General features: G+C 70.8%; 7 protein-coding genes. All 7 read right to left on the reverse strand.

The features are described from left to right. Positions 1–128: 128 nt before the first annotated feature. The gene (locus tag Q7W29_06025) at positions 129–353 is read right to left on the reverse strand and encodes an AtpZ/AtpI family protein (protein ID MDO9171371.1); all 225 of its coding nucleotides are present in this window, start codon (positions 351–353) and stop codon (positions 129–131) included. A gap of 108 nt (positions 354–461) precedes the next feature. Beyond that, complete coding sequence (locus tag Q7W29_06030; GenBank protein MDO9171372.1) at positions 462–887, reverse strand: polymer-forming cytoskeletal protein; 426 nt, start codon at positions 885–887, stop codon at positions 462–464. A 122-nt stretch (positions 888–1,009) separates the two neighbouring features. Beyond that, entirely contained in the window at positions 1,010–2,458 is a 1,449-nt protein-coding gene (locus Q7W29_06035; GenBank protein ID MDO9171373.1) for an ATP-binding protein, read from the reverse strand. A 13-nt stretch (positions 2,459–2,471) separates the two neighbouring features. Continuing rightward, positions 2,472–3,461: a ParB/RepB/Spo0J family partition protein gene (locus tag Q7W29_06040; GenBank protein ID MDO9171374.1), complete on the reverse strand. Its 990-nt coding sequence runs from the start codon at positions 3,459–3,461 to the stop codon at positions 2,472–2,474. Further along, positions 3,458–4,267 (reverse strand): AAA family ATPase, encoded by an 810-nt coding sequence (locus Q7W29_06045; protein ID MDO9171375.1) that lies wholly within the window; start codon positions 4,265–4,267, stop codon positions 3,458–3,460. The genes Q7W29_06040 and Q7W29_06045 overlap by 4 nt, the downstream gene beginning before the upstream one ends. Positions 4,268–4,492: 225 nt before the next feature. Beyond that, on the reverse strand, positions 4,493–5,284 hold the full coding sequence (locus Q7W29_06050) for a hypothetical protein (protein ID MDO9171376.1): 792 nt from the start codon (positions 5,282–5,284) through the stop codon (positions 4,493–4,495). Beyond that, on the reverse strand, positions 5,281–5,674 hold a 394-nt coding region (locus Q7W29_06055; protein MDO9171377.1), incomplete at its 5' end, for a hypothetical protein. The genes Q7W29_06055 and Q7W29_06050, both read right to left, overlap by 4 nt.

Here is a 5,674-nt window from a genome sequence, read left to right on the forward strand (position 1 = left end):
CGGCCCGCGGCGTCGCCGCGAGGAACATCACCGCGGTGCCGGCGGCGGCCGCCGCCAGGGTCCACCGGCGGGTCCGGGCCAGGATCGACGTCGTGTCCAAGCCATCCCCGCTGCGCTCGCGCGCGTGTTCACTTCCGTGACAACAGCAACCAGATCTGCCGGGCCGACGCCGCGAGGCCCAGCATCGCGCCGCAAGCTTCGAAGAGCGGCGTGCGGCCCCAGCGGCCCGCGGCCAGCGTGCCCAAAAAGTAGCCCAGGGCCGGCCCCACGATCAGCATCAACGGGATCGTGGTGTAGGTCCCCAAGTCCCGCAGCTGGCGGCCGCGCTCCTGTTGGGTCGGGCGGCGTCTCAACACGGCCCCCCTGCGCGACGGCGCCCACAATGAGTTACCGGCCGCGCGGCTTGTCAACCGGATATCGGAGTCATTTTCACCATTAACAGCGTTCCGCGGGATCGGACGTCACTTCTGGGGCGCGGGGGCGCCCGGCTGCTGCGGCCGCGGGGTCGCCGCGGGTCCGCCCGGGACCTGCTTTGGGCCGCCCATGCTGCAGTTGCCCTCGAAGAAGACGCCCTCGTCGATGACCAGGCGCTTGGTCTTGATGTCGCCCTCGACGTGGGAACCGCTCTGCAGCTCGATCTTGTTGTCGGCGATGATGTTGCCGAAGAGCTGCCCGGCAATGACTGCGTTCTTGACCCGCACGTTGGCCTGGACGGCGCCGGTCTTGCCGATCACCAGCATCTCGGGGGTCTCGATCTCACCCCGGAACTCGCCCTCGACGCGCAGCGTGCCGACGGCGTGCACCTTGCCCTCGAAACGGCAACCCTGGGCCAGCACCGAGGTCTGGCCGCCGACGTTCTCGTGCGTGTCCGATTCTTTGCCCAGCATGTCCACGTCCTCCTCGACCGGTGACCGGCGGCGGCGTTCGCCGAAGACCGCCGCCGCGCGTAGGTTACCCGAACCGCGGGGGAATTCAACCCCGATGTGCGGCCGTCACGACTGTGTGGCCGTCACGACGATCCCGGCTCCGGGCCGGCGGGACCGTCGGGGCCGGTCGCCGACGCCTCCCCGTCCGCCCCGCCCACGCCGGGGCGCCAGGGCGGGAACACCATGTGGAACCGGGCGCCGGCGCCCTCCAGCAGGTCGATGTGCCCGCCGTGCTCGTGGACGATGCGCGCCACGATCGACAGGCCCAGGCCGGTGCCCTTGCCGTATTCCTTGGTCGTGAAGAAGGGCAGGAACACGCTGTCGCGGGACTCGGCCGGGATGCCGGGGCCGCTGTCCTCGAACAGCAGGCTCACCTCGTCGCGGCCGCCGCCGGCGATGGTGATCGTCACCGCGCCCCCGCCCGGCAGCGCGTCCAGCGCGTTGGCCAGCAGGTTGAAGACCACCTGCTCGATCTCGTTGCGGTTGCCGTAGATCTCGCCCGGGTCGCGGTCCGCCAGCACGACCTCGACGTTCTGCGTGCGGATGGTCTTGTCCATCAGGAAGATGGTCTCGCGCGCGACCTCAGTCAGAGAAAGGCGCGTGCGCAGGCTGCCCGACGGCCTCGCGAAGTTCAGCAGGCCCTTGATGATGGTGCGGCACTGCCCGGTCTGGCGGATGATGCGCTGGATGTCCTCGACGTCGTCGGGGTTGGCGGCGTTCTCCTCCAGCATCTGCGCCGACAGGAGGATCGAGCCGAGCGGCGTGTTGAGCTGGTGGGCGATGCCCGCGGCGAACTGCCCGATGCCGGCGAGCTTCTCGGTCTCGCTCATGCGCTCCTCGAGGTGCTTCTGCGACGTGATGTCGCGGGCGATCACCACGAAGTGGCCGCCGTCCTCGTCCGCGCCGCGCCTCGCGCCGGGCCCCGCGGCCACCGGCGAGACGGTCAGCGAGATCTGCCCGGACTCCTGCTGGCCGCGCCGGCGCAGGGGGAACTCGTAGGTCATGCTGCGGTTGAGCCGGCCGGCGTCGACCATGGCGCGGTCGATCTCCACGGCGCAGCAAAGGTGGATGTCGCGGAACGGGCGGTGCAGCACGTTGCGGCGCGGCGCCGCGAACAGGCCCTCGGCCGCCTTGTTCCACTCCAGGACGCGGCCCTGGTCGTCGAGCAGGAAGATCGCCTCGCCGGCGTGGTTGATGATGTCGCGGTAGCGCCGCTCGGAGCGGCGCAGTCGCAGCTGATCGAGCTGGCGGCGGCGCCCGACGACCCAGATCCCCCAGCCGACGGCCACGAACAGGACCATCGAGGCCACGGCCCAGGCCTGCGACCACAGGCCCAGCGGGCCGGTCGCGTCGGCGTCCGCGGGGAAGGCGCCGCCGCCGCGCACGTGCGCGACCAGGCGCGAGAGGCCCGCCACGACGAACACCAGCAGCACCGCCGACACCGCGAGCAGCAGGGCCAGCAGTGGGTCGGGGCGACGGCGCCGCACGAAGCCTGCCAGCCGGGAGTAGCCCGGCAGGTTCGCCGCCTTCACGGCCGCGCGCCGTTCACGACAGGTCCGTGTCCACGCCGAGGACCGCGAGGATCCGCAGCAGATCGTCGTCCGAGAAGAAGCGGATGGACAGCTCCCCCTTCGCGTCGGCGCCGCGCTCGATCTGCACGGGCGAACCGAGGGCGGCCTCCGCCCGCTCGCGCAGCGCGCGGATCTCGCGGCTCTCGCCGCCGGCGCCGCGCTTGGCGCGGGCGCGCGGCGCCTTGCCGCCGGCGTCGGAGGTCAGCAGCGCGCGCACGCGGGCCTCGCACTCGCGCACCGAGAGGCCGCGGGTGCGGCAGAGCCGCGCCAGCCGCAGCCGCGCGGCGGGATCCACGACGCCCAGCAGCACCTTCGCGTGGCCGCGGCTGAGCTGGTCGTCGCGCACCATGTCCAGGATCTCCTGGTCGAGCGCGAGCAGGCGCAGCGTGTTGGCCACCCCGCTGCGGCTCTTGCCCAGCATGACGGCGAGCTCCTCCTGGGTCGCGCCGTAGCCGTCGAGCAGTTGCTGGAAGGCCGCAGCTTCTTCGACGGGGTTGAGGTCCTCGCGCTGGATGTTCTCGAGCAGGGCGACTTTGAGGGCCTCGGTCTCTTCGTAAGAACAGACGATGGCCGGGATCTCCGCGATGCCGGCCATGCTCGCCGCGCGCAGGCGGCGTTCGCCGGCGACCAAGCAGTACTCCAGCCTGGCGGCGGCGGCCCCCGGACCGGCTTCCGGATCCAGGCGGGTCGCGAGGTGCAGCGGGGCCGCCTCGCCGGCCTTCAGGCGCCTCACCAGGACGGGCTGCAGGACGCCGACCTGCCGCACCGAATCGGACAATTCTTGTAAAGTATTGTCGTTAAATAACTTACGCGGCTGGTCGGGGTTCAGCCCGATCGCGGCGAGCGGGATCAGGCGCGCCTCCCGATCGCCCAGCCCCGCCCCGATGCTGCCGCCGGCGCGGTCGGCCCCCGAGATCAGGGCCGACAGGCCCCGGCCGAGCACACGGTCCTGCCTGGGGTTCATGACGCCTCCTCGCGGCTCGTCAGGCTCGCCGCGGTCGCGGCTGCCGGCTTCTCGTTCCTGGCGATCAGCTCAGACGCCAGGTCCATGTAGCTCTGGGACCCCTGGCATTCGACGTCGTAGAGCAGGATCGGCTTGCCGAAGGACGGCGCCTCGCTCAGCCGGACGTTGCGCGGGATCCTGGTCCGGTACACCGTCTCGCCGAAATAGTCGATGGCCTCGTCGGCCACCTGGTTGGAGAGCTTCAGGCGCCGGTCGTACATCGTCAACAGCACGCCTTCGATGCGTAGGCCGGGGTTGAGGCTCTTTTGCACAAGTTGTACAGTGCTGAGCAACTGGCTCAAACCCTCGAGCGCGTAGTATTCACACTGGATGGGGATAAGGATGGCGTCGGACGCGGTCAGGGCGTTCAGCGTGAGCAAGCCCAGGCTCGGCGGCGTGTCGATGATGACGTAGTCGTAGCGCTCGGTCGCGGCCTCCAGGGCGTTGTCCAGGAAGCGCTCCCGGCTGACCTGCGGCACCAGTTCGATCTCCGCGCCGGCGAGCCGGCGGTCCGCCGGGACCACGTCGAGGTAGGGGATCGCGGTGGTGCGGGCGCAGTCCGCCAGGGCGGCGTTGCCCAGCAGCAGCTCGTAGCTGGTCAGGTCGTATTCGACGATGCCACAACCACTTGTCGCGTTCCCCTGGGGGTCGAGATCCAGCAGCAGCGTCCGCTTTTCGGCGGCGCCCAGGCTGGCGCTGAGGTTGACGGCCGTCGTCGTCTTGCCGACGCCGCCCTTCTGATTGGAGATGGCGATGATCCTGCCCATGAGGCCCTTCCTCGGCGTTGATCGGGTGTGGGACGAGGGTGCGATCAGGAAGATATTCCTTGTTCGGTGAGCACGTCCAGACGATTCTCTGGGTTATCCACAGCCATGAGTAAAAACTTGTTGATAAGATTTGGGCGTCGCCTGCTGGCGGCCTGTTCCACGTGGAACAACCGGGCCTGGCTCCCTGGCTGGGGCCTTGTTCCACGTGGAACACGGAGACCAGGATCAGGCGCCGCCAGGGCGTTGCAGGGGCCGGTCCTGGGTAGCGGGGTAGTGCGAGATGAGGAGCGCGTCGAGACCCGCGGGGTGGCTGAAGGGAAGGCGGCAGCTGAACGGCGCCCCCGGCGTGCCCGGTGCCGCCGCGGCCGGCAGGCCCAATCCCGCTTCGGCCCCATCCGCCGGGGCGCCGTCCTCAGCAGAACAGAAGCGGCAGATGGTGACCGGACTCCCGCCACCGGGGCGCTCACGGCGCCACCCGGACAGGACCTCGTCATCGGTGAGGCGCAGGGCCTTCAGGGTGATCAGGTCATGGGCCGGCGGCAAGGGGCGGGGCGGCGGGGGCTGGCGGCGGCCCCAATGGGCCCGACGAACCTCGACCTGCCAGCCGGCGGCGCGCGCAACCTGCTCGAGGAGCCAGGCGCGCTTGTCGCGGGGCTCGACGAGCAGGGTCCCAACGGGCGCCATGCCGGGAAGGCCGACATCCTGGAGCCAGGCCTGCCAGATGAGCCCCGGGAAGCCGCCGCCGGACCCCAGGTCGATGTAGCGCAAGGGGATGGCGGCTCTTGCGGGGCTGGCGGCTCCTGCGGGGCTGGCAGCTCCGGGATGACCCGACCGGAACCCCGCCCAAGCGTCGTGCAGGGCCCGGAAGGCCGCGTCGCACTCCTGCTGGAGGGCGAGGAGCCGTTGCTCGGGAGCAACCCGGGAAATGAGGCTGAACTGGGCGTTCCAGCGCAAGACTTCAGCGCCATGGTGCGCCAGCGCGGCCCGCGCGGCGAGGGAAAGCTCAGGGCAGCTCACGACGACGCCTCCTTCTCGTCCCGCCACCGCCGGGCCAGGACCGACAGCACGGCCAGGTCGGAGGCGCGCACGCCGTCGATCCGGGAGGCCTGGCCCAGGTTGGCGGGGCGCAGGCGCGCCAGCTTCTCGCGGGACTCCTTGCTCAGGGTCGTCATCCCCGCGTAGGGCAGGTCTTCGGGCAACTCGAGGTTGCCCAGGTGATCCTGGCGGGCCAACAGCTTGTCCTGCTTGGCGATGTAGCCCTCGTAGCGCAGGTCCACGGCCGCCTGCAGCAGGGCTTCCTCGACCAGGCGGGCCGGCAGCGTCGGTTCGCCGGCCGCCGGGAGCAGCGCCGCCGCGACGGCGTCGCGCAGCTCGTCCGGGATGTCCGCCGGCAAAGGTGGCGCGTCT

Source organism: bacterium (assembly GCA_030654305.1).
In the GTDB taxonomy this organism is placed as follows: Bacteria; Krumholzibacteriota; Krumholzibacteriia; order LZORAL124-64-63; family LZORAL124-64-63; genus PNOJ01.

What these genes read in the sequence shown, in the direction of transcription:
- Q7W29_06030 (MDO9171372.1), bottom strand. Translation starts at nt 887, where the DNA reads ATGCTGGGCAAAGAATCGGACACGCACGAGAACGTCGGCGGCCAGACC.
- Q7W29_06040 (MDO9171374.1), bottom strand. Translation starts at nt 3,461, where the DNA reads ATGAACCCCAGGCAGGACCGTGTGCTCGGCCGGGGCCTGTCGGCCCTG.
- Q7W29_06045 (MDO9171375.1), bottom strand. Translation starts at nt 4,267, where the DNA reads ATGGGCAGGATCATCGCCATCTCCAATCAGAAGGGCGGCGTCGGCAAG.